This window comes from Actinoplanes sp. NPDC089786 (genome assembly GCF_040684855.1).
Taxonomy (GTDB): domain Bacteria; phylum Actinomycetota; class Actinomycetes; order Mycobacteriales; family Micromonosporaceae; genus Actinoplanes.
This window is the reverse complement of sequence record NZ_JBFBGU010000021.1, coordinates 159540-180914: the sequence shown is the minus strand read 5'-3', so window position 1 is coordinate 180914 and position 21375 is coordinate 159540. Positions and strand designations below refer to the sequence as shown.

The following is a 21375-nucleotide window of genomic DNA, read 5'->3' as shown; positions in this document are numbered from 1 at the left end:
GCGATGTCGGGCACGGTGGGGCTGCGGCCGAGGGTGTGGGTCAGGGTGGCGTTGGCCTCGGTGATCGCCAGGCGGAGTTCCTGCAGGCGGCGGGGTACGCGGATGGACCAGGTGCGGTCGCGGAAGTGGCGCTTGATCTCGCCGATGATGGTGGGGATGGCGTAGCCGGCGAAGTCGACGCCGCGTTCGGGGTCGAACTTGTCGACGGCTTTGATCAGGCCGACGTTGGCGGTCTGGATGAGGTCGTCGGTGGGCTCGCCGCGGCCGGAGTAGCGGTGGGCGAGGTGGCGGGCCAGCGGCAGCCAGGCCTCGATCGCCCGGTCGCGCATCGTGGCCCGGGACGGGTGGCCGACGGGCATCGCGGCCATGGCGTTGAGCAGATCGGCGGCGCTGTCCGCGGGGCCGAGCGCCTCCGGCTCGGCGGGCCGCGTCTCGGCGCTGGCCTGCGTCGTGACGGTCATGCTGAGTCCTCCCTGTCACCTGTCCGGAGAGCCCGGCTCGGATCGGAGATCACGAGACGCGGTAGGTCAGGTGCGTTTTCAGCTTGCGCGCGGGTCCTTCGGGTGGTGGCCGTGGGACCTGCATGGTTGGCCGTTCAGTTACGACGACAATAGCCGAGAGGTCGAGGCGTGACTAGCCGAAAGTATGAGTGACTTTATGTAGTCGATCAGTCACAGTGGAGCGCTTGTCCGGCGGCGGCGGACGACGAAGATCGCGCCCCCGACGAGGACCAGGGCCAGCGCGGCGATGCCGATGATCAAGCCCGCGGACGGCCCGGACGACGAGCTGGTGTCGGCGGCGGTGACCGTGGCCGGCGCGTCGGTGGTCGGCGCGACCGAGGGGGACGGCGACGGGGTGGTGGACGACGGCGACGGCGCGGCGGCCACCGGAGCGTCCACGGTGAACTTGTACGAGCCCTTGACCGGGTGACCGTCCTCCGAGACAACGCTGTATCGCACCGTGTAGGTCCCGTTCGCCAGCGTGCCGGTCAGCGCCAGCAAACCCATCTTGCCGTCCGCCTCGGGCCGGCCCGACGGCACCTTCTGCTGCTGCGCGTCGACGACCTCGATGGTCAGCTTCTCGGGGTCGACCTTCTGGAGGAACGACAACTGGACCGAGGCCGGCGGCTTCCGCACCGTCGCGTTCTTGTCCGGCACCGCCTTGGTCAGCGAGTTGTGCGCGAGGGCCGGGCCGCCGGTGCCGATCACGGCGAGGGCGGCCGTGGCGACGGCGGCGGTGACGAGACGGGCGATGCGCATGCGAGGTGTCCTTATCCGTTCGAATGGCTTCCCGGCAAGGGTAGGGTGCCGGTCAGGTGTGCCGGGAAGTCTGGTCGGCGATGTCAGCAACGTGCCCTCCGGAAGGACGCCGATGGCCACACCGAGACTCTTCAGCCGCGGCAGCTGGCCCGAGGCCGGGCGGATCGCCGAGATCCTGCGCCTCGAGACGGTCGGCGGGCTGCTGCTCGCCGGCGCCGCCGTCATCGCCCTGGCCTGGGCCAACTCGCCCTGGGGGAACGGCTACCAGACTCTGCGCGAGGTGCACGCGGGGCCGTTGACGCTGGCCGAGTGGGCGGCGGACGGCCTGCTGGCACTGTTCTTCTTCGTCGCCGGGCTCGAGCTCAAACGCGAGTTCGTGGCCGGTGACCTGCGGGATCCGCGGCGGGCGGCGCTGCCCGTGGTCGCGGCGGTCGGCGGCATGGCCGTACCCGCGCTGATCTTCGTCCTGATCAACGCCGGCACCCCGAACCTGCGCGGGTGGGCGATCCCGACCGCGACCGACATCGCGTTCGCGGTGGCCGTGCTCGGCCTGATCAGCACCCACCTGCCCGCCGCGATGCGCACCTTCCTGCTGACCCTGGCGGTGGTGGACGACCTGCTGGCCATCGCCGTCATCGCGGTCGTCTACACCAGCGACCTGCACCTGCTGTCGCTCGCCCTGGCCCTGCTGCCGATCGCGCTCTTCGGCCTGCTGGCCCAGACCGGGCGACTCAAGGTTCTGCTGCTGCCGCTGGCCCTGGTCGCCTGGTACCTGATGCACGAGTCGGGGGTGCACGCCACGGTCGCCGGGGTGCTGCTGGCGTTCACCGTGCCGGTGCGCCCGGGGCGGGCCGAGGCCTGGGAGCACCGCCTGCGGCCGTTGTCGGCCGGGTTCGCCGTACCCGTCTTCGCGTTCTTCTCGGCGGGGGTGGCGGTCACCGGCGGTCTGGGCGCCGTCGCGGCCGGTGTGGCGGCGGGGCTGGTGCTGGGCAAGGCGATCGGCATCACCGGCGCGACCTGGCTGGTGCAGCGGTTCACCCGGGCCCGGCTGGCCGAGGGCATGGGCTGGTGGGACGTGCTGGGGCTGGGGATGCTCGGCGGGGTCGGGTTCACCGTGTCGCTGCTGATCGGCGAGCTGGCGTTCGGGCCGGGCTCCGCGCGCGACGATCAGTCCAAGGTCGGCGTCCTGGCCGGGTCGCTGGTCGCCGCCCTGCTGGCGGCCGTGCTGCTGCGTCTCCGGAACCGGCACTACCGGCGGATCGCCGAGGAGGAGAGCATCGACGCGGACGCCGACGGCATTCCGGACGTCTATCAGCGGGACGAAGAAGACGTCTACGGACGGGAAGATCGGGCATAGGTTCAAGTCATGGAATATCGCAGCCTCGGACGTACCGGAATGCAGGTCAGCCCGCTCTGCCTCGGCGCCATGATGTTCGGCGCGTGGGGTGAGCCTGATCACGACGAGTCCGTCCGGATCATCCACGCCGCGCTGGACGCCGGCATCAACTTCATCGACACGGCCGACGTGTACTCGCAGGGCGAGTCGGAGGTCATCGTCGGCAAGGCGCTGGCCAACGGCAAGCGGGACGACGTGATCCTGGCGACGAAGGTGCACGGCCAGATGGGCGTACCCGTCGACTCGCCGATGGGCACCAAGGGTGACCCCAACCACCAGGGCAACTCGCGCCGCTGGATCATGCGCGGGGTCGAGGACAGCCTGCGCCGGTTGAACACCGACTACATCGATCTCTACCAGATCCACCGCCCGGACGAGGACACCGACGACGAGGAGACGTTGTCGGCGCTGACCGACCTCCAGCGGCAGGGCAAGATCCGCGCGTTCGGCTCGTCGACGTACCCGGCGCACCACATCGTCGAGGCGCAGTGGACCGCCGAGCGGCGCAACCTGGGCCGGTTCCGCACCGAGCAGCCGCCGTACTCGATCCTGGTCCGCGGGATCGAGGCCGACGTGCTGCCGGTCGCGCAGAAGTACGGCATGGGCGTCCTCCCGTGGAGCCCGCTGGCCGGCGGCTGGCTGAGCGGCCGCTACCGCAAGGACAGCGACGCGCCGCAGACCAACCGGGCCAAGCGCATCCCGGCCCGCTACGACCTGTCGCTGCCGGTCAACCAGCACAAGCTGGAGGCGGCCGACGCCCTGGGCGCGCTGGCCGACGAGGCCGGTGTGCCGCTGGTCCACATCGCCATCGCGTTCGTGATCCGGCACCCGGCGGTGACCTCGGCGATCATCGGACCGCGCACGATGGACCAGCTCACCTCGCAGCTGGGCGCGGCCGACCTGACGCTCGGCCAGAAGCTGCTCGACCAGATCGACGAGATCGTTCCGCCGGGTACGAACATCAACCCGGCCGATGCCGGTTACGTCGCGCCGGCCCTCGCCAACCCCGACCTCCGCCGCCGGTACGCCTAGGGGCATTCCGGTACCGTGGCGCCGATGACCGCGACCGCTTCGACCAACCGGCCACGCCTGTGGTGGGTTGTCGCGGCGGTCGCGGCTTTCGTCACGGCGTGTAGCGAGTCGACAGCGCCACCGCCACCACCGTCGCCGCCGATCGCCGCGCCAAGTCCCATTATTTCCGACACTTCGCCGAGTCCCAGCGGCACTTCGAACCGACCGGCGCGCTGTGTGGACAAGCTCAATCTCGAACAACGAGCAGGTCAACTGCTGATGATCGGTACGGACGTCGACGACCCCCGCGGCCTGGCCGACGAGATCAAGCAGCACCACCTCGGCAGCGTCTTCCTGGCCGGCCGCAGCACCCGCTCCGCCGCCGCCCTCAAGGCCGACATCCAGGCCCTGCAGGGTTTTGCCGGCACCCCGATGCTGATCGCGCTCGACCAGGAGGGCGGCAGCGTCCAGACGCTCAAGGGCGGCGACTTCCCGCTGATCCCCTCGGCCGAACGGCTGGGCAACGGCCCCGAGGCGAAACTGCGCGACGAGGTACGCGAGAGCGCCCGGCGCCTGGCCGCGATCGGCGTGACCGTCAACCTCGCCCCGGTCGCCGACACCGTGCCGGCCGACATCGGCGAGGCCAACCCGCCGATCGGCAACTTCCACCGCCAGTACGGCGCCGAGCCGGGCGCGGTCGCCAAGGACATCGAGCAGGTGGTCGCGGCCTCGCAGGGCAGCGGCGTGCTGACCGTCCTCAAGCACTTCCCCGGCCTGGGCCGGACCCGCTTCAACACCGACACGTCGACCAGGGCGGTGGATGCCACGGCGACCGCGGACGACCCGTACCTCGCGCCCTTCGCCGCCGGCATCAAGGCCGGGTCGGCCTCGGTGATGATGTCGTCGGCGTCGTACCCGAAGCTTGATTCCAGGAACATCGCCCCGTTCTCGCAGCCGATCATCACCGGCCTGCTGCGCCAGAAGATGGGCTTCGACGGCGTGGTGATGTCCGACGACTTGGGCGCCGCCAAGGCCGCCGCCACGATCCCGCCCGGCCAGCGCGCCGTCCGGTTCGTGGCCGCGGGCGGCGACCTGGCCCTGAGCATCCGGCCGGAGGACGCCAAGCCGATGGCCGAGGCGCTGGTCGCCCAGGCCCGCCAGGACCCGGCCTTCGCCGCGCGGGTCGACGAATCGGCCGAGCGGGTGCTGCGGGCCAAGGTCCGCGCGGGTCAGCTCACCTGCTGATCGCCGCCCTGTCGCGTACGGTCCGATGGATGACCTATGTGACCTCAGGGACGCTGCGGCTCTGGACCTCCCGGACGGGTTCGCCCGACGACCCGCCGGTCCTGCTGATCATGGGCGCCGAGGGTCAGGCGGTGCACTGGCCGCCGGCGTTCGTCGACCGGCTGGTGGCCGGCGGCCTGCAGGTGATCAGCTACGACCACCGTGACGTGGGCCGATCCGACCCGGTCGACTTCGACGCGTCGCCGTACACGGCCTTCGACATGGTCACCGACGCGGTGGCGGTGCTGGACGGCCTGGGCCTCCCGTCCGCCCACGTGGCCGGCACGTCCGGCGGCGGCGTCATGGCCCAGTGGCTGGCCGGCGCGCGGCCCGACCGGGTCCGCACGCTCACCCTGATGAACACCACCCCGCTGTCCGGCGACCACCCCGATCTGCCGCCGCCCGACCCGTCCTTCCTGGCCGGCCTGAGCGCCGTCGCCGGCCTGCCGCAGAACACTCCGGCCCAGCGCGTCGACGCGGCGATCCGCATCTACGAGCTGTTTACCAACAGCCCGAACTTCGACCGCGCCGCCGCCCGCCGGATGGCCCGGGAGGCGGTGGAGCGCTCGCGTGACTGGACGCATGCGGCCAACCACTACCGGGCGGGCGACGGCCCGGAGAAGCCGCCGCCGCTGTCCGCCATCTCGGCGTCGACGCTGGTGATCGCGGCCGAGGCCGACCCGATGTTCGGCCCGGCCCACGCGGCCGCCCTGGCGTCGGCGATCCCCGACGCCCGCCTGGAGCGGGTGCCCGGCCTGGGCCACCTGATGCTGGCCCCCGGCCAGCCGGAACACGTGGCCGACCTGATCCTCACCCGAGCCGGAATCTCCTGACCCCGTGGCCTCAACTCGGGGCGGGCGCGACCGACTCTTGCGGCCATGACCGACACCCTGCTGGCTGTGGCCTACGAGATCAGCGACGGCCTGAGCGCCCTCCCGTGGTGGGCGGGCTTGGCGTGGCTGGTGCTCCTGTTCGCGGGGGCGCTGCGCCCCGGCATCAAGGCGTCGCTGGGGGAGTAGCCGCGCAGTCCGCGGCCCGGCCCCGCATCGTCAAACGTTCGGCGGCGTTCTGGGTCATCGAAGCCGCCCGCAGGAAGTGGTCCCGGGCGGCGACGTGGTCCCCCGACCGGCACAGCAGATCGCCGGTCACCGCGTACAACAGGTGGTAGTCGGTCATCCCCGGCACCTCGAACAACGGCCGGACGACGGCCAGGCCGGCCGCCGGCCCGAACGCCTGCGCGTGGGCCACACCCCGGTTGAGCTCGATGACCGGCGACGGGGTGAGCCGGGCCAGCGCGTCGTAGAGTGCCGCGATCCGCTCCCAGTCGGTGTCCCCGGGTCGGAGGGCCCGCGCGTGGCAGGCCGCGATCGCCGCCTGGAGGGCGTAGTTGCCGCCCGTTCCGCCCAGCCGCTCGATCCGGTCGAGGTTGGTCAGCCCGCGCCGGATCAGCAGCCGGTCCCCACCGCGTACGGTCCTGATCCATCAGCAGGATCGGCGTCCCCGACGGGGTGACCCGCGCCCGCAACCGCGACGCCTGGAGCTCGATCAACGCCAGCAGCCCGAGCGTCTCGGTGTCCCGTGGCGTCAGCGTCGAACCGGCTCACCCCGGCGAGCCCGCCCTCCTCGTCGACGGCGTCCTCGCCCCGGAGCAGCCGCCAGAACTCGCGGACCGACTCCGCCCCCGGCACACGGCACGCCATGCCCACGATTGCTCCATGACCTCGCGCTTCGTCGCCAGCGAGTAGGCCACGTCCACCGCTTGCACCGGCTCTCCCGAGGACAGGCGCTCGCACAGCCCGTCCAGGACCCGCACGGCGCCCGGCTCGACCTCGACCCGGGCGCCCTGCGAGCTCCCGTGCACGCCCTCACCGGCGAGCAACACGCCGGACATCGCCGCTTCCCGCGTGTAGTCACCGATCGCGGCCTGGGTCTCCGGGGTCGGCGGGACCCCGTCCTCCATCTCCTGCGTCTGAAAATGCATCACCGTTCCAGCAGCCGGCGCACGAGCGTGGCGCTCCCGGTCGTACCCAGCTTGGTCGTCTTCTTCACCGCCCGCAGCTCGTCGATGCTGGTCAGGGAGGTGTTCTCCCAGTCCGGTGCGCCGAGCGTGGTGGAGACGACGTACTTCCGCGCCCCGTTCATGGCCGCGGTCATCGGGTCGGCCGGATCGGCGGTCGGCCAGTAGGCGGCGAACTCCTCGTAGGTGGTCCGCCCCAGCAGCGTCGCCTCGGTCTCGCCCATCAGCTGCCCGACCACGGCGCCCATCTGGTCGTCGAAGTAGGGGAAGTGCCATTCCGCCGGCTTCTCGATGACGCCGTCGAGCGAGATGAACAGGCTGGCCTTGATGAATCCCATGATCGCTCCTCGTCCGCAGTGGTTGCTTCACCCCCTGCGCCGAACGAGCCCGCGTCATTTCGACAACCCGGCAAGAAAATCTTTTTTCGTGGCTTGGTGGGGGGTTCAGACCGCTGCTCCCGCCGAGGTCGGCTCGCTTCGCGTCGCCTGCGGCCGGCGTGCCCACTCACCCTTTTTCCTCCTTCCGGCCGAGGAGCCGCCGAGATCATCGGACCGTCAGCCGGGCTCGATGAAGCCGGTCACCGCCCGGTCCAGCGCGGCCGCGGCGACCGGCTCGACCGGCCGGTCGGCCGCGTCGAAGGCCTTGACGAGCCGGCGGCACTCGGCCCCGGCGGCCAGGTCGACGCCGGTGGCCGAGCGGCAGAACACCTTGAAGCTGGTTCGTCCGTCGTACCCCGCGTCGGCCCAGGTCTTGGCGGTCAGGCCGAACACCGACGGGTGCACGACCTGGAAGATGTCGGAGAGCCCGTGCATGACCAGGTGGAGCCGGTCCTCGATGCCGCCGTCGAGCACCGACGCGAACATCCGCAGCATCTCGACGTCCTCGGCGCGACCGCGACCGGCCCCGATGCCGGCGCGCAGCTCACGGATCGCCGCCGCGCGGCCCCGGGTCGCCAGCGTCTCCCGGACCCGGGCCCAGCGCCGGCCGGCCTCCGCGGCCGACACGTGGTCGAACATCATCCCGAACGAGGTCGAGGTCATCCGCTGCCACACCGAGGAGGCGGCGATCCCGGCCCCGCGGACGCCGTGCATCCGGCTCATCACGATGTTGGCCGCGGCCAGCCGGGGTCCGTGCAGCCGCTCCAGGATCTCGAAGTCCCAGTCGCCCTCGACGTGCAGGACGCGGGTCGCGGCGAGCGCGCCGGGACCGTAGGCGGTCAACCGGCCGAGCAGGTCGACGATGCCGCGCTCGGGACGTTCGAGGGAGTACCGGCCGGGCCCGTCGAACAGCAGGAAGTCGGCGACACCGACGAAGCGGGCGGCCAGGTCGAGGCTGTGCGTGGCGATCAGGGTGCGGCCGACGCCGGCCCGGGCCGCCAGCGTCTCGGCGAGGTGGTGCGCCGCCGGCGCGAACAGGTTCACTTCCGGCTCGTCCATCGCCACCCAGGTCGTCCGGGTGGCGAAGGCGCCGGGCTCGCCGGGCGGCAGCAGCGCCCGGTCCAGATCGCCGGCCAGCGTACGGGCGGAATCGGTCTTGATCTGGGTCAGTTCCGCCTCGGCCACGGACTGTTGCAGCTCCCGCAGCGTCTCGGTGGCGGACAGCGTGCACCAGCGGCTCAGCGCCCGGCTGGCCGACACCAGCGGTATCCAGTGGCCGTCGGCGCTGACCTGCCAGGCGAAGTTCTCCACGGCCAGGCACCGCAGCTCGACCGCGAACCCGGCCAGCACCCGCAGCCGGCGCGCCGCGCGTTCGGCGAGCAGGCCACAGAACGCCTCGGCCAGGGCCAGCAACGAGATCGACCCCAGGGCGTCCGACCGCGCGACCAGCGGGTTGGCCGGAACGGTGGCCCGGGCCGAGCCGGTGGCCAGCGCGGCGTGCGCCCAGTCCCGGAACACCCGGGTCGTCTCGGCGTCCAGCGCGGTGGGCTCCAGGTCGCCGGGCCGCACCCACGGCTCGACGGCCAGGCCGGTGTGCCGGTGGGCGGCCGGGATGGTCACCAGCGGCGTGAACGGGTCGTCGGGCGCCACGGCGTGCAGAGCGTCGGGCGCCACCGACCACCACAGCTCGGGCCGGTCGAGCCGGGCACACCACCACCCGCGGTCGTCCTCCCGCGGTCGGATCGATTCGGCCGTCTCGAACAGCTCACGATCGCCGCGCGTGGTCCGCCGGCCGCTCTCGATCGCGGCGCGTTCCATGGTGAGGTACGGGCTGAGCCGGCCGGGCAGCGTCGCGAACAGCCGTGGGGTCCGCCGGTCGACGATCGCCTGGAGCAGCCGCGTCTTGCCGTACCCGTTCGGCCCGATCAGCACGATGAGACGCTCGCGGTACGGAATCAGCACCGGCCCCGGGAACGGCGGCCCCGGCGCCGGCAGCCAGCCGAGGAAGGTCATCGGTTGCCCACCAGCCGGTCGATCACCGCGTGGACGGCCGGCCCGGCGACGTCGGTGCGCACGAACGTGACCACGTCGGCGCGCGCGTCGGGGTCCATCGTGAGGCACACGGTCGGCCGGCCACTCCGGTTCATCTTGCCCTCGTAGACCAGGCCTTCGGCGCGGAGGGCCCGGTACAGCCGCCGGACGACGAAGTCCTTGTGCTGCGGGTCGGTGCCGCCCATGAACGCGGTCCAGCTGATCGCCTCGTCGACCGCGACGTTGTTCTCGCCCATCCGGGACTTCACGAACTTGCCCAACCGCGCCTTCACCACGTCCCGCACCCAGCCGGTGAAGTCGGTGGCGTGGTCGCTGGCGGCCCGGGTCACCTCCGGCGGGAACCGGTCGCGCAGCTGAGGTCCGAAGAACTGCGACTCGTCGATGATCACGCTGGCCACGGCGGCGTCGGCGATCCCGGGCGGCACCACACAGTCCTGCAAGGTTGTCCGGTCGAGCACGGCCCCGGCGAACCGTGCCCCGGTGAGGTCGCAGTCCTTCAGGTAGCAGCCGGTCAGGTTGGACTCGCTCAGATCGGTCCCGGCGAAGCTGACCCCGGTGAACGTGAGACCGGACAGGTCCCGGCCGGCCAGCAGCCCGCGGAGGTCGTCCGGGACCGGCGCCACCTGCCCGCTGTCCGGTTCGCGGCGCAGCAGCCACATGCGCAGCAGGTTGCGGACCAGCTTGTCGCCGCTCTCGGTGGCCTCGACCAGCAGCCAGATCCGGATCTCCTCGTCGATCAGCCCGGCCGCCGAGCGCAGCACACCCTCCGGCAGGTCCCGGTTGGTGATCGCGTCCCAGGCGGTCTCGTTGCGCTCGTTCACCCGGACGGCCAGCGCGCTGCCCTGGAAGTAGTCCCGCCACACCTGGTGCCGGATGCTGATCAGGGTGGTCCCGCCCCGGTCGTCCGGGAGCAGGAAGTGGTGGCCGGCCAGGGCCTCCCAGTTGGTCAGGGCCAGTTCGTCGTCGACCGCCTCGGCCACGAAGAGCTCGATGTCCTCCCGGAGGTAGCCGGTGCTGCCCGAGGTCAGCAGGTCGAAGGCGATGCCCTCGAGGAAACGCCGTTGCTGCCCGTCGGTGTACTCGTGGAACTGCCGCTCGCGTTCACGCTGGAAGGTGCGTTCGACCAGGAACTGCAGGCTGCCACGACGCTGGATGTCGGGGATCGACCACTTCTCGTTGGCCACCATGTTGACGAACTCGGCCAGGAAGATCGGGCTGCCGAGAACCTCCAGGTTGCGATCGTTGTCGAGGATCGTCTGGGCCCGGGTCAGCACGTTCGACCGGTCCGGCCCCTCGCCGATGCGCTTGCGCAGGTATTCCTTGGCCTGCACCCGATCGAACGGCAGTAGGTCGATGACCTGGACGTCGGTCTCGTCGAGCAGCGGGTCGCCGACCTGACCGACCACATCGGAGTTGGTGCGGTAGAACGTCGAACGCGAGGTGAGCAGGATCCGGCTCTCCGGTCCCGCACCCTGCACGAACGCCGTGATGTTCTCCTGGGCGTTCTCCGGGTTGGCCTCGACCATCTCGTCGTAGCCGTCCAGGATGAACAGCACCCGCCGCAACGAGACCAGGTACTGGAAGGCGTCGATGGTCAGGCGGTTGTTGCCGAACCGGTCGAGCGCCTCCAGGATCAGCCCCGCGAACGACGTCGAGCGGCGGTACTGCCCGAACGGGATGAGGATCGGCACCGGCATCCGGTTGGCCTCGTCGGCCTGCTGGTAGGCCGCCGCGATCTTCTTGGCCAGCACATGCGTGACCTTGCTCTTGCCGTGCCCCGCCGGCGCCAGCACGATGCACAGCCGCGGGGTGTTGCCTTTCGCCCACCCGTTGAAGAGGTGGTCGATCGCGTCGACCCGTTTCCGGTCCAGGGACGCGTGCTGCCGGATGAAGTCGTCATCCTTGAGCAGGTCGGTGCGGCTCCCGCCGGTGGTGAGGTCGTCGCAGACGGCGGTCGGCCGCAGAAAGCCGTCCAGCAACTCGGACAGCGCCACCACCCGCCGGACCAGTCCCTGAACGGCCCGGTTGAGCCGGGGCACCGCCGGGGCGAGCCGATCGGGCACCACCATCTCGGTCCGTGACGGGTCCAGGTCGGCCCGGAGCAGCGCCGCCCGATCGGGCGTCACGTCACCCACCGGCCCGTCCGGCTCGTACAGCACATAGGTGTTCAGCAGCGCATAGTCGTCATCGGTGGTGACGAGACTGGTCACGTCGTCCACCGGAACGGGCCCGACCACCCCGACCCGCTGCGCGCGCAGAAACCCGCACAACACTTCCGGAACCGCGGTGAGCGGCACATTCGACACCGGCGCGGACGTCATGAGCTGCCCCCTCGGCCGTGGCTGTCACGTCACGTGTCTCTGACGGACGGCCGGGCCGGCGGTGACCCCCTGACGGGCGCGGGTTTGCCGCCCCGCGCCCGCCGGGGGCCCTAATCACCGGAGGTGACGATCGACGGCCGCCGCCGGCCCGGACGCCGAGTGAGCCTGCAACGACCCGAAGGCACACAACCCGAGCAGGAATCCCAGAATCGTGCAGATGAAGGCGACTTTGATGATCGAGGAAACGTCCGACCACACCTTCATGATCGTGTTCCGCCCCGGCGGTCCGAGCCTTTCCGGCCCGGGTGATGAGTTGTGCCGGGGGATGAATCGGCCGCGACGACACCCGCACCGTTGCGGTTATGCCTGATAGTTTGGTTCATTGGTTGCCATCCTGTGGGGTCGGACCCCGGAGGGTTGCCGAGCTGGGCCGGTGCCACAACCGGCCCAGCTTCATTGTCTGAGCGCCGATGAATTGATCGCTGATCTTCCGATCACCCCCTGTCGACGTCGGGCTGAATGATGATCGGGCAAGCTCTGCATTGATCAATTTAAACTTGGCCGTAACACCATGCTGCGTGATCCATTGGCAATTGCCAAGAATCAATTGCCAAGATATTGTTGCCGAGGGAACATGCCATGTGGCGGAATGCAATGTGGCCTGTCCGTCGGAGGTGAGCCGGCTTTGTCTGATGACCCCGGACCGATGGTCCGCCGTCGCCAGCTGGGCAGCGCCCTGCGTCGTTACCGCACGGCGGCAAAGCTGACCGTCACGGAGGTCGCGGCTCGGCTGTCCGTGGCGCCGTCCACCGTCAGCCGCATCGAGAACGCTCAGCGAAAGCCGTCGGTCGGCGACGTCCGCTACCTGTGCGAGATCTACGGGATCAACGATCAGGCCACTCTCGATCAGTTGATGGGCCTGGCCCAGGGGAGCCGGAAACGCGCGTGGTGGGAGGACGGCAACATCCCGCCCGCCATGCAGAAATTGATCGGGCTGGAGGGTGCAGCTGAATTGATCAAGGAGTTCGAGCCGCTCGCGATTCCCGGACTGCTGCAGACCTTCGGCTATGCCACGGCGGTCGTCACCACCTATCACGGCGGCGACGCGGATCAAATAGATAACATCATCAATACGAGGATGCGGCGACAGCAGATCCTCGACAGGGAGTCATCGCCACGGTTCCACGCCGTTGTGGACGAGGCCGTCCTCTATCGGGTCGTCGGTGGCCCGGACGTGATGCGTGGACAGATCGAGCATCTCATCAAATTGTCCGAGGAATCCCACGTCTCGCTCCGCGTCATCCCCTTCACGGCGGGGGCGCACATCGGCATGAACGGTGGATTCACGATCCTTGAATTCTCGCCGGCCGAGGAGCCGCCGTCGACTTCGACGCTCAGATCGGCGGTCTATGTGGAGGCACTGTACGAGTACGCATTCCGTGATTCGGACGAGGAGCTGAGAAGCTATTCGGCCGCCTTCGCAACGCTGACGGAGCGCTCCTTGAGTGAATCTGAGACCCTTGCTCTCCTCAAGCGCGCAAGCCACACGAAAGGGTGAATTTCGGGTGGGGCACTGGACGCAAGGACGTCGACCGGGACGGGTTTCCACAGCCGGCGCGGCCCTCGGGATCCGGCTTGCGGCGGCTCCGATGAGCGGTTCGCAACTCAAGACACACGAGCACCAGACGTCCGCGAGACGGTTGACGTCCCCGAAGATGGTCGATGCGGTGAGTGATCATACCTGCTCAGATCATCACGGAATAAGGAATGCCGGTCGGCGGAGCGTGCCGCTGCGTGCCCTAGTAGCCTCTCTGCGTCCGAGGCGGATCAAAGAGCAACATCATGGGTGGGAGTCTTAGATGACCGGTACGGTGCAGGAGGATCTCGATTGGTCGGTCTCCAGTTATTGCACGAGCGGGAATTGCGTACAGGTCGCTGTCGTCGACGGTGGAACTGTGGCGATGCGTGATTCCAAGAATCCCGGCACAGTCCTTCTGTATTCGCTGGAAGAATGGCGGGATTTCCTCGACGGCGTCGACAACGGAGACTTTTAGCACGCGCACCGAGGAAAGGAACGGCGTCCCGCGACGCTGTTCCTTTTTCATTTGTCGAGAATCGGGCCCGGGCTCAGCCGAAGGCGGCGAACTCGATCAGCTCGGCATCGCCGCGGCGCCAGCCGTCGACCACCACGGCCAGGTAGCGGGCCGAGGTGTCGAGCGGGATCTCGGTCAGACGGCCGGGACGGCGGACCCGCGCGACGGCCGGGTAGGACACCCCGTCGGTCGAGCGCTCGATCCGGATCGGCGGGCGGCCGCCCTTCGTCCAGGACAGACGCAGCGACGACACGGTCGAGACGGCGCCCAGATCCACCACCATGCGGCCGGTGGGACCCGGACGCCACGACGTCAGCGGGTTGGCGTCGACGGCGAAGGACGGGGAGTTCATTCCCACCGGGAGCGGGGACGTCGGGAAGGTTGCCCGGGAGCGGGCCAGGTCGGAGGTCGGGGTGATCGGGCCCCCGGGGACGATCACGGTTCGAGCCTGGCCGGCCGCGAGGCGCACCGGGGTCGACCAGGCGCCGGACATCAGAGTTACCGCCACCGGTGACGAGGGTGGCGCGGTCACCGTGACGCGGTGTGAGTTCACCACCTCGAAGCGGGTGCCGATGGGCGGGTGGCCGGAGACCACGAAGCGGGGTGGCTCGACCCGGCCGGTGGCCGCGGGCTGGGTCACCGACCAGGCCAGGCCGTCGCGGCGGACGGTCTGGAGGCCCTGGTAGAGGCGGCGGGTGGACGGGATGATCACCGTCGCGCCGCGGACCGCGTCGTGCGAGAGGTTGAAGAGGCTCAGGTAGCCGTCGGCGTCGCTGGCGCGCAAGGGGGGCGGGGTGCGCGGGATGCGGCGGCGGGACAGGGCGGGCAGGTCGAGGCCGTCGCGGGCGTAGCCCTCGATCAGGACGGGGGACGCGGGGCCGGTGGCCGCGATGACACCGGTCGAGGTGACCGTGATCGGACGGTCGGTGCCGTGGGTGACCAGCGCGGCGCGGCCGTCGATGTCGACCCAGCCGCCGGAGATCTCGTGCGACTGCGGCACGACGACGGCGTCGGACCAGCCGATCGCGTCCATCGACGTCTGGATCACGTACTTGGTGGCGTACGCGGACTCCCAGAAGAGCCTGACCCCGGCGACCGAGACCGGCGAACCCAGATCGACCGCGAACCAGCTGTCCTGCCGGTGTCGTTGGGTGCGGTCGACGGCCCAGCGGGTCTCGGGGTTGCCGTCGGTGGCGTTGTAGGCCGGGTAGGTCACGTCGGACGACGACGCCGCGGGCAGGGCGCCCTGGGCGATGTCGGCGCCGGCCTCGTCGAGGACGCTGAAGGTCCACAGTGAGTAGCCGTACTGGTTGGCCGCCTCGCGACCCTGCATGCGGACGTAGCGGGCGTTGCGCGGCTCGAACCGCAGCTCGTCGACCCCGCCGTCGCCGCCCCCGCCGCCGCTGCCGTCCAGCGTGAGGGTGCCGGTCGAGCTGGTGAACGTGCGCCGGCCGGTGAGCCCGGGCATGCCCGGCATGTCCAGGTTGAAGAGGCTGAGCGGGCCCTCGTCGGTGCCGATGCCGGTGCTGGCGTACACCACCGTGCCGGTCGGCAGCGTGGCGTACCCGGCGAAATTGTCACCGAAGGTGAGCACCGCGGCCGTGGCGTCGACGCCGTCGCGCAGCCGGTCGTAGGCCCGCGTCCACGTCTCGTCGGGATTGCGGGCGGAGGCCGGCACGAAGGCCGCGGCGCGGGTGTCGACCAGCCAGTTGTCGTGGCGCGGCTGCCAGAGCAGGTTGACGTAGCCCTGCTTGGTGACCGTGGCGGCGAAGGCCGAGACCGACTGGTGCGCGGTCAGGCCCACGTCGGGGCCGAAGTCGCGGGTGCCGCTGGCCCGGGCGAAGAACTCGGCGCTCGACACCGGCCGGGTCGGTGTCCGGCGGCGCCGGTGGAAGAGGTAGGCGATGGCGAGCTCGGCCCGCGCCTCCGGCTCGTACTTGTCCTCGCCGCTGAACTTGGCCAGCCGGTACTCCGGCTCGTGGCGCAGATACGGCACCAGCCGGGCGGCGAGGTCGGCCTCGGCGCGGGCGGCGTCCTGGTCGCCGATCACCTGGGCCAGGTAGGCCAGCGGCAGCACGTCCCGCCCGTACAGGTGGTAGCGGTCGGCGATCATCGGCATCACCGGCTCGCCCGCGTCGCTGGCCAGCAGCCGCAGCGTGCGCCACAGCTGTTGCCCGTTGGGCTGGTGCAGCAGCACCTCGGGCACCGGCTTGCCGGCGGCCAGGAAGTGGATCGCCGCCCGGCCCGCGGTCCGCCACAGCTCGGCCTGGTAGTGCGGATTCACCGTCTCGTGGTTCTCCACCACGAACGTGTCGTGGATGTTGTGCGCGCGGCTGCGTTCCTTGACGAGCAGCCCGTCCAGCCGGGCCAGGTTGGCCCGGTCGGCGGTCGGCAACCCACTGGCGTTGGCCGCCCAGAACGAGAACCGCTCGCGCAGCGCCGCGTCGTCCTTGCCCCAGGCCAGCCCGGGGGCGATGGCCTGCGCGTAGACGCCCATCTCCTCGAGCTTGGTGTCGCCCCGCCAGCCGCCGGCCGCGCCGTTCGGGCTCCACTCGCCGCTCATCGGATCGTCGGAGTAGGCCAGCCCGAACGCGTACGCCGCCTGCCCCGACGCGATCGCCGCGACCCGGGTCCGCGTCCGCGCGTCGAGTTCCCGCCAGAGCAGCCGCGCGGCCAGCACGAAGTACAGCTCGAAGGTCGAGTCCCAGAACAGCTGCTTGCCCCACTCGTCCCCGCCGGCCAGCCGGTTCGTGCCGGCGAACCGGGCGATCGTGGCCACCGTCCGGGCCAGCAGGGTGTTCTTGGCAACACCGGCCAGCGCCGGGTCGTAGTCGCGATCGGTGAGCAGCACGGCATTGCCCAGCACCGCCGCGAACCGGAAGTCGGCCGGGCTGTAGGCGCCGATGCCTGGATCCCACTGTTGCTCGACCCAGCGTGTGTGCAGATGCAACACACGGTGATAGATGTCGGCGACTCCGTCCGATTTGGGCGGACTTTGCAGGGGGTCGGGCGTGGCGGCGACGTCGAGCGGGGCCGGCAGGGTGAGGCCCGCGCCGAAGACCCCGCCGTAGGCGAGGAAGCGGCGGCGGGACAACGACACTCGGACCTCCACGTCGCGGCAGACGAGCAATGAATATCCCGCCACGACACGCCCTGACAAATCGGAGCAGTCTTCGTTATAGAGACGCTCCTTTTCGATCAAGATCAAGTTCAAGATCAAGGTCTGGATGTCGTAGCTGGGTGGGTGGTGCCGACGTCGCTCCCGCCGAGGCCGGGCGCGAGGCTCCAGGCCGCTGGCGCGGCCAGAACGGAGCCGCGCACCCTTCATTCTGCGTAAGTGGTTGAACCCCCCCCGGTCACTCCAGGAGGCGGAAGAGGGTTAGCCACTGCTCGGGCCATACGGCTCCTACCGGGGTGTCCGCCCAGACCCGGACTGCTCGGCAGGCGCCGGATGCGCGGCGGCCGTAGCGGCGGGACAGGGTGGCCTGTAGGGAGCCGCCGACGCCGGAGAAGCCGAGGTCGACGAAACGGCGCCAGGCCGGCATCAGTGACGGTGCCACCAACGGGATGTCGCGGTGGATCAGGCGCAGGATGGCGCCGTCGACGGCCGGGACGGGACGGAAAGCTGTGCGCGGGATGGTGGCGCCCAGTTGCCAGTCGTGGGTGGGCCAGGTCAGGAGGGTCAGCCGCGTCCAGCGGTGGTAGTCGCCGGTGCGTTTGCGGGCGTATTCGCGCTGGGTGACCAGGGTGGCGTGATCGAGGAAGGCGGCGTCGAGGCACCACGAGACCACGGCGGCCGTCAGGGCGAACGGCACATTGCCGACCACCGCGAACGGCTCCCGTGGCGGCGTGGCGGCGAGGAAGTCGCCGACCACCAGCGAAGCACCGTCCACCGGGGTCGCCACCGCCGGATCCACCTCGTAGGCCAACAGGGAACGGCAGCGCGGCACCAGCATCCGGGTCAGGTGGCCGCGGCCGGCGCCCACCTCGTACACCAGGTCGTCGGGTTTGAGGTCGGCCGCGTCACACACCTGACGGAGGACGCGGCGGGAGGAGAGGAAGTTCTGTCCATAGATGCGGCGAGCACGCCGCGGAGAAGAGGGCGCCATGACCATGTCCTGGGAGAAGGAACAACGGACTCTGGACGGCCCTGGTGAGAAGCGAGCGGAAAGAGAGCTACGCGCCCAGGACCGGACGCCGGTCGCGCAGGCGGATCGAGTGCATCGAGCCCCGCGCGGGCGTCATCGCCATCGTGAGCAGGGCGTGCGTCGTGTGCATCCGGCGACCGTAGCGCCCACCGGAGAGTCGCGACAGCGAATTACCCGGCCGCCTGCCGCAGGTCGACCTCCGCGATCAGGTCGCGGGCGGTCGCCTCGTCCATCCGCCGGTCCATGACGGCCTGGCCCAGGGCGGTGCGCTGCCCGTCGTACCTGTCGATCCCGGCGATGATCTCCGCACCCTGCCGGCGCATCTCCCCGGCGCTCGTCTCCTCCGCGCTCAGGTCGATCTTCAGCCACCGGCTCATCGCCCGCAGCGTCGTGCCCTGGATCAGCAACGTCCCCAGGGTGATGACCAGCGCGATCACCTGGATGGCATCGCGGCCGGGCACATCCTCCGGAACCGCCGCGGCCGCCGCCAGGGTGAGGATGCCGCGCATGCCGGTCCACGACACGAGCAGCGTCTCCTTGCCCGACAGCGGCTCGAACGGCTGACCGCCCCGCCGCTCCCGCCACGTCTCGTAGCGCTGCCGGAAGACCAGGTCGCGTTCCAGCCGCCGCTTCCACTGCCGGTCCTTGAGCGCCCACCGCCCGAACAGCAGGAACACCGCCGCCAGCCGGATCACGATGGCGGCCACCAGCAGCACCCCGGCCGCGAGCAGCGTCCGGCCCAGCCCGAACTCGAGGTCGGTCAGGACGAACCTCAACTGCAGGCCGATGTACGCGAAGACGAAGGTTTCGAGCAGGAAGTCGAGCACCGGCCAGACCCGGTCCTCCTGGATGCGTGTCAGGTGGGCGCCCTCGTACTGGTGCCGCGGGTCGAAGGTCAGGTTCGTGGTGACGCCGAACGAGGCCACCACCACGGCCAGGATGCCCGACGCGTGGATCTCCTCGGCGGCCAGGAACGCGGTGAACGGCAGCAGCAGGACCAGCGACGTCTCCAGCGCCGGGTTGTGCAGCCGTTTGCGCAGCCACAGGGCGCCGGCGGCGAGGATCCCGCCGATCGCCATCCCGGCGACCGCGGTGTAGAGGAACTTCCCGATCCCGCCGGCCCAGGTGGTGCTCTCGCCGCTGACCGCCGCCACCGCGATCGTGAACAGGGTCAGCGCGGTCGCGTCGTTGAGCAGGCTCTCGCCGGTGAGGATCGAGGTGACCCGTTTCGGCAGGCCGATCTCGCCACCGTGCGACACCGTGGTGATGGTGTCCGGCGGGGCGAGCACCGCACCCAGCACGAACGCCGCCGCCAGCCCCATCGACGGCAGCAGCCACGACGAGATCACCCCGAGCGCGGCCGTGGTCAGCAGGACCAGCAGGACACCGAGGGTGAGGATGGGCCGCAGGTTGGCGCCGAGCGACGTGAACGAGGCGGTCCGGGCGCCCGAGTAGAGCAGCGGCGGCACCACGATGGCCAGGATCAGCTCACTCTCCAGCTCGAGCCGCGGCAGCCCCGGTATGAAGGACGCGGCCGCGGCCAGCACCACGATGACCAGGCCGGGTTCGATGCCGCGCCGCTTGGCGATGGCGGACACCGCGATACCCAGTCCGATGATGAGCAGGATCTCGACACCGTTCACGTTGATCAACCTAGAGGCACCGGTATGCTTTGGCGCGGGCCGTGACTGGCGTGTTCGGATGGGCAACCATCGGGGAGCGGCCCCGTCACAGATGACGCCTGCCGTGCGCCTGGGCCTTTCCCGCACGTGTGCTGTGCTTGCACAAACCGTGGAGGTCCGATGAACGCCGAGTCCCAAGCCTTCCGCTCCGCTCTCGAGGTCGTCCGCACCATCGAGCCGCGCATCGCCGACGCGATCGCCCAGGAGCTCACCGACCAGCGTGAGTCGCTCAAGCTGATCGCCAGCGAGAACTACGCGTCACCGGCCGTTCTGCTGGCCATGGGCAACTGGCTGTCCGACAAGTACGCCGAGGGCACCATCGGCCGTCGCTTCTACGCCGGCTGCCAGAACGTGGACACCGTCGAGTCGGTCGCCACCGAGCACGCCCGCGAACTGTTCGGGGCGCCGTACGCGTACGTCCAGCCGCACTCCGGCATCGACGCCAACCTGGTCGCGTACTGGGCGATCCTGGCCGACCGGGTCGAGGTGCCGTACCTCAAGAAGTTCTCCAAGCGCCAGGTCAACGACCTGACCGACGCCGAGTGGGCCGAGCTCCGGGCGGCGTTCGGCAACCAGCGGATGCTCGGCATGTCGCTCGACGCCGGCGGCCACCTGACCCACGGGTTCCGCCCCAACATCAGCGGCAAGATGTTCGACCAGCGCAGCTACGGCGTCGACCCGGCCACCGGCCAGATCGACTACGAGGCGTTGCGGGCCACGGCGCGCGAGTTCAAGCCGCTGGTGATCGTCGGCGGCTACTCGGCGTACCCCCGCAAGGTGAATTTCCGCATCATGCGCGAGATCGCGGACGAGGTCGGCGCCACCTTCATGGTTGATATGGCCCACTTCGCCGGACTTGTCGCCGGCAAGGTCTTCACCGGCGACTTCGACCCCATCCCGCACGCCCACATCGTCACCACCACCACCCACAAGAGCCTGCGCGGCCCCCGCGGCGGCGCCGTCCTCTGCGGCCCCGAACTCTCCGACCAGGTCGACCGCGGCTGCCCGATGGTGCTCGGCGGCCCGCTGGCCCACGTGATGGCGGCCAAGGCGATCGCGTTCGCCGAGGCGCGGCAGCCGTCCTTCGCCGGCTACGCGCAGGCGATCGTCGACAACTCCCAGGCGCTGGCCGAGGGCCTGCTCCAGCGCGGCGTCCGGCTGGTCTCCGGCGGCACCGACAACCACCTCGTGCTGATCGACGTGCACCCGTTCGGGCTCACCGGCCGCCAGGCCGAGCAGGCGCTGCTCGACTCCGGCATCGTCACCAACCGCAACGCCATCCCGCAGGACCCCAACGGCGCCTGGTACACCTCCGGCATCCGCGTCGGCACGCCCGCGCTCACCAGCCGTGGGCTGGGCACGGCCGAGATGGATCAGATCGCCGAACTCATCCACACGGTGCTGTCCCAGACCACGCCGGCCGCGGGTTCGAAGGCCAAGTACAACCTCGACGCCGCCCTGGCCGACCGCATCGGCAAGCAGGCGACCGAACTGCTGGCCCCGTTCCCCCTCTACCCCAGCGTCGACCTGGGCTGAAATCACGATCAGGATGTCGTGCCTCGGTGGGTGGCGCCGATGGTCGCTCCCGCCGAGGCACCTTCGTCTCGCCGCCCATCTTCAAGATCAAGAGCTTGATGTCGTAGCTGGGTGGGTGGCGCAGACCGTCGCTCCCGCCGAGGCCGGGCACGAGGCTCCTGGCCGCTGCGCGTCCATAACGGAGCCGCGCGCCCTTCAT

17 protein-coding genes, 1 pseudogene and 1 riboswitch are annotated in these 21375 nt (G+C 70.3%); of the genes and pseudogenes, 8 read left to right on the top strand and 10 right to left on the bottom strand.

The genetic code is table 11. The features are described 5' to 3' along the window. Positions 1-461, bottom strand: a 461-nt coding sequence (locus AB0O15_RS38525; RefSeq protein WP_364329765.1) for a sigma-70 family RNA polymerase sigma factor, incomplete at its 3' end; no start/stop codon positions are given. Between the two features lie 210 nt (positions 462-671). Continuing rightward, positions 672-1259 carry a copper resistance CopC family protein gene (locus tag AB0O15_RS38520; protein ID WP_364329762.1) on the bottom strand — a complete coding sequence of 196 codons (588 nt, stop codon included), beginning with the start codon at positions 1257-1259 and terminating at the stop codon, positions 672-674. A gap of 112 nt (positions 1260-1371) precedes the next feature. Between AB0O15_RS38520 and nhaA the strand changes: the two genes are divergently transcribed. The 5 genes from nhaA (at position 1372) to AB0O15_RS38495 (ending at position 5969) form a co-directional block, all read left to right on the top strand. Beyond that, on the top strand, positions 1372-2616 hold the full coding sequence (gene nhaA, locus AB0O15_RS38515) for a Na+/H+ antiporter NhaA (RefSeq protein WP_364329759.1): 1245 nt from the start codon (positions 1372-1374) through the stop codon (positions 2614-2616). A 9-nt stretch (positions 2617-2625) separates the two neighbouring features. Beyond that, complete coding sequence (locus AB0O15_RS38510; protein WP_364329756.1) at positions 2626-3687, top strand: aldo/keto reductase; 1062 nt, start codon at positions 2626-2628, stop codon at positions 3685-3687. A gap of 216 nt (positions 3688-3903) precedes the next feature. After that, complete coding sequence (locus tag AB0O15_RS38505) at positions 3904-4911, top strand: glycoside hydrolase family 3 N-terminal domain-containing protein (protein ID WP_364329753.1); 1008 nt, start codon at positions 3904-3906, stop codon at positions 4909-4911. A gap of 29 nt (positions 4912-4940) precedes the next feature. After that, a complete protein-coding gene (locus AB0O15_RS38500; RefSeq protein ID WP_364329750.1) occupies positions 4941-5783 on the top strand; it encodes an alpha/beta hydrolase in 843 nt (280 codons plus the stop codon). A 45-nt stretch (positions 5784-5828) separates the two neighbouring features. Next, on the top strand, positions 5829-5969 hold the full coding sequence (locus tag AB0O15_RS38495) for a hypothetical protein (RefSeq protein ID WP_364329785.1): 141 nt from the start codon (positions 5829-5831) through the stop codon (positions 5967-5969). Here the strand turns inward: AB0O15_RS38495 and AB0O15_RS38490 are convergent. From AB0O15_RS38490 to AB0O15_RS38470, 5 genes and pseudogenes are all read right to left on the bottom strand, one after another. Next, entirely contained in the window at positions 5947-6198 is a 252-nt protein-coding gene (locus AB0O15_RS38490; protein WP_364329782.1) for a hypothetical protein, read from the bottom strand. The two genes, AB0O15_RS38495 and AB0O15_RS38490, sit on opposite strands and share 23 nt — an antisense overlap. A 362-nt stretch (positions 6199-6560) precedes the next feature. Further along, positions 6561-6650 (bottom strand): annotated as a pseudogene (locus AB0O15_RS38485) (hypothetical protein); the annotation flags it as partial. Between the two features lie 280 nt (positions 6651-6930). Further along, on the bottom strand, positions 6931-7305 hold the full coding sequence (locus AB0O15_RS38480) for a dihydrofolate reductase family protein (RefSeq protein ID WP_364329748.1): 375 nt from the start codon (positions 7303-7305) through the stop codon (positions 6931-6933). A gap of 216 nt (positions 7306-7521) precedes the next feature. After that, positions 7522-9357, bottom strand: a complete 1836-nt coding sequence (locus tag AB0O15_RS38475) for a hypothetical protein (RefSeq protein WP_364329745.1) — start codon at positions 9355-9357, stop codon at positions 7522-7524. Beyond that, positions 9354-11717: an NACHT domain-containing protein gene (locus tag AB0O15_RS38470; RefSeq protein WP_364329742.1), complete on the bottom strand. Its 2364-nt coding sequence runs from the start codon at positions 11715-11717 to the stop codon at positions 9354-9356. The genes AB0O15_RS38475 and AB0O15_RS38470 overlap by 4 nt, the downstream gene beginning before the upstream one ends. 685 nt (positions 11718-12402) lie before the next feature. Here AB0O15_RS38470 and AB0O15_RS38465 point away from each other — a divergent pair. Together AB0O15_RS38465 and AB0O15_RS38460 are read left to right on the top strand one after the other, a co-directional pair. Beyond that, a complete protein-coding gene (locus tag AB0O15_RS38465; protein ID WP_364329739.1) occupies positions 12403-13275 on the top strand; it encodes a helix-turn-helix transcriptional regulator in 873 nt (290 codons plus the stop codon). 301 nt (positions 13276-13576) lie between these two features. Further along, positions 13577-13771, top strand: coding sequence for a DUF397 domain-containing protein (locus AB0O15_RS38460; RefSeq protein ID WP_364329737.1), 195 nt, complete (start codon positions 13577-13579; stop codon positions 13769-13771). A 73-nt stretch (positions 13772-13844) separates the two neighbouring features. Here AB0O15_RS38460 and AB0O15_RS38455 read toward each other — a convergent pair whose 3' ends face one another. The 3 genes from AB0O15_RS38455 to AB0O15_RS38445 form a co-directional block, all read right to left on the bottom strand. Then, the gene (locus tag AB0O15_RS38455) at positions 13845-16910 is read right to left on the bottom strand and encodes a discoidin domain-containing protein (RefSeq protein WP_364329734.1); all 3066 of its coding nucleotides are present in this window, start codon (positions 16908-16910) and stop codon (positions 13845-13847) included. 256 nt (positions 16911-17166) lie between these two features. Next, positions 17167-17919: a 23S ribosomal RNA methyltransferase Erm gene (gene erm / locus AB0O15_RS38450; RefSeq protein WP_364329731.1), complete on the bottom strand. Its 753-nt coding sequence runs from the start codon at positions 17917-17919 to the stop codon at positions 17167-17169. 209 nt (positions 17920-18128) lie between these two features. After that, positions 18129-19601 carry a sodium:proton antiporter gene (locus AB0O15_RS38445; protein WP_364329729.1) on the bottom strand — a complete coding sequence of 491 codons (1473 nt, stop codon included), beginning with the start codon at positions 19599-19601 and terminating at the stop codon, positions 18129-18131. 31 nt (positions 19602-19632) lie between these two features. Continuing rightward, positions 19633-19723, top strand: a riboswitch (ZMP/ZTP riboswitch). 37 nt (positions 19724-19760) lie between these two features. Here AB0O15_RS38445 and AB0O15_RS38440 point away from each other — a divergent pair. Then, a complete protein-coding gene (locus AB0O15_RS38440) occupies positions 19761-21176 on the top strand; it encodes a glycine hydroxymethyltransferase (RefSeq protein ID WP_364329726.1) in 1416 nt (471 codons plus the stop codon). The last annotated feature ends 199 nt before the right edge of the window (positions 21177-21375 follow it).